Genomic DNA, 2,528 nt, shown 5'->3' with positions numbered 1-2,528 from the left:
TAGCGACGAAGAGTGGCACAAAGTTCCATGATGTTGACGCTAGTGGCACCTGGGAGCCAAACGGTGCAGATGGCATGGCCAGCACACCGGACGACGAAATTGGCCTGGAAGGCTGGCAAGTGCGCGTCTACGCCGACGACGGTGATGAAGTATTGTCGCTAGCAGAGTCTGCAGCTGTTCCGGTAGCTACTGTCATAACAGATGGGAATGGCGACTACTCCGTGCAGTTGGAGCCAGGACACTACATCGTTGTTGAAGTGCTGCAGCCCGATTGGTCGCAAACCGCACCAAATGAGGAAGTAAACCTTGTCGACTCGACTTTGAGTCAGTACGGCTACGCGATCACGCTAACAAGTGGCCAAATCGACTCCGGCAACAACTTTGGTAATCTCTTGGCGAATGCCGAAGGACTTACACCAGGCTTCTGGAAGAGCAATGCGGCCAACGCGGAGCGGCGTCCCGATAAATTTGCCGACGGAAATGGCGTTCCGCTGGCTTGGGTGGCCACAGGAGTTGTGCCGAGCGACCCACTCTCTTCTGTTGGTTTTACTGAGTTCCAAGTGCTGAATGGTAACGACACTACTTTTGAAGAAGCACTGAATGCCAAAGGTGGGATGGAGTACGCGCTGATGCGTCACGCAGCGGCCGCCTACTTGAATGCAGCCCATCCGGAGGTCAGCTATCCACTGACTACCACGCAGATCGTCGACATGGTAAATGCAGTACTAGCAGAAGCGGATCCAAGTGAAATCAATGCTTTAAAGAACGTGCTCGATGAATACAACAACGGTGGAGGAGGTCTAAACCAGTTTGGCGTCCCGAGCGAAGACTTGGAAGCTGCCCGCATCACAAAGTCGCGAGTTGTGGGCGCTGAGACACAATCGACCTCGAGCACCAGTTCACTTGAGCAGTCTGAGCCTCTCGTAGCCGCTTCATTGCTCTCTACTAGTTCGACAAGCGAGAGTGATTCTGAGGGTTTGTTGTCACCGGAGGCAGTCGATGCTTCCTCGCCCGATACGTCTGGCGGCCTGCTGCTATTGCTGGAGACAGCCGAGGCCGATGACACGGAGGGCAGTTCTTCGTCAGACTGGGTTGATGCCGAGTCCGAAGAGGACGGAACCGACGCATCCGAAGCAGCAGTCGACGAAGCCTTCGCAGTACTTTGAACCGACGGATATTGAGGGACGCAAACGCACTTTCCGCTGTCTGTCACTTTTACTTATCAGCTGAGCCTGCCACGGTGGGGTGAGATAGAGCTCCATGAATTTGCACCGCGGTTTGACGCCAATTTACCGAAGCAGAATGGCTTGTCGTGGGATTGGCCGATTTGCCCTTGTCATCGCGCTGACGCTTGGCGTCAGAGCGACCTTCGCAGCCGCAACGACGTTCTTCCAAGCCCCTTTAAACGGAGGCGACGGGTTTCAGAGCGAATTAGAGACACTTCAAGTTGCCGACAACTTTCTGCTCGGCACACCCACGAAGATCACTTCCCTTCGCTGGTGGGGAGTCTATGCAACCTCAGCAGCGGAGGTTGATGACTTTACAATTCGGTTCTTCCATGATGACTCAGGTGACCCGGAACTGGAACCGACAAGAACCTTCGAAGGGCTGGCGGTTTCTCGAAGCGATAGCGGACTGGTCGACGCGTTCGACGATACGGTCTATGTGTATGAGGCGACATTGCCGACATCCGTGATTCAAACAGGCAATTCCGTTGGCTACGTGTCGATTCTCAATTCACCACCGAATGGTTGGTTTTGGCTGCAAAGCGACACAAGCAATTCAAACTGGTTTCGATTCGACGATCAAGACATCTGGGTCGAGGCCGTTAACGAAACGACCGGCGACCTCGCCTTCGAACTTGCGGGAGTGACGCCGCCAGTCGGTGACTACAATGCAGACTTCGTTGTGGACCACAAAGACTACACCTTGTGGAAAGACACTTTTGGATCGACGACCCTGTTGGCGGCCGACGGTAACGGCGACAACCACGTCGATTTGGCAGACTACGTGGTGTGGCGAAACAACTTGGGAGCGTCCGCCGTAGCGCTGCGAAGCAACGTCTACGGTGCTACGACGGATACTACGTCTTTCATGTCTGGAACTGCTCATCAAACCAACGTACCTGAGCCGTCTGCGGTAAAGCTGCTGTACCTATGCATTTTGCTGCTGCTTGTCCGCAGCCGCTTCAAGAATGCAGTTAAGAGTCAAAGATTCTCTTGGAGACCATCTCGGTCCATAAAGACGAAAGTGACATAGGTCGATGCAAGTGTCGCGGCTTGGTTCCTGGCATCGGTTGCATCGTTCCTGAAAGAGTCTGTCAAGTAGAAACGGTTTTTATCGGAAGATGAGCGGACCGTCATTGGTCTGCGCACTCGCCTGTCTGATTCGTTCTCGGAGTTGGGTGTCCGTTCCGCGAACCTTTCTATTACCCACAATTATTGCAATAGGCTCCATCCCGAGTCGAGGGTAATCTTATCTGTTGGTGCGAGCGTTGCTTGCTAACGTCACGTTTGGCAGAGGGCCGA

Annotated in this window: 2 protein-coding genes; both read left to right on the top strand. The window is 54.0% G+C overall.

What is annotated here, in order from left to right; all coding sequences use genetic code 11:
- Positions 1–1,166, top strand: a 1,166-nt coding sequence (locus NG895_RS24135) for a hypothetical protein (RefSeq protein ID WP_425267257.1), incomplete at its 5' end; no start/stop codon positions are given.
- Positions 1,167–1,302: 136 nt separating this feature from the next.
- Entirely contained in the window at positions 1,303–2,259 is a 957-nt protein-coding gene (locus NG895_RS24130) for a DUF7901 domain-containing protein (RefSeq protein ID WP_252855113.1), read from the top strand.
- The last annotated feature ends 269 nt before the right edge of the window (positions 2,260–2,528 follow it).

Origin of the sequence: Aeoliella straminimaris, assembly GCF_024054565.1 — a bacterium.
Lineage (GTDB): Bacteria > Planctomycetota > Planctomycetia > Pirellulales > Lacipirellulaceae > Aeoliella > Aeoliella straminimaris.
The sequence above is the reverse complement of the archived record's forward strand: the minus strand, read 5'-3'. Positions and strand labels throughout refer to the sequence as shown.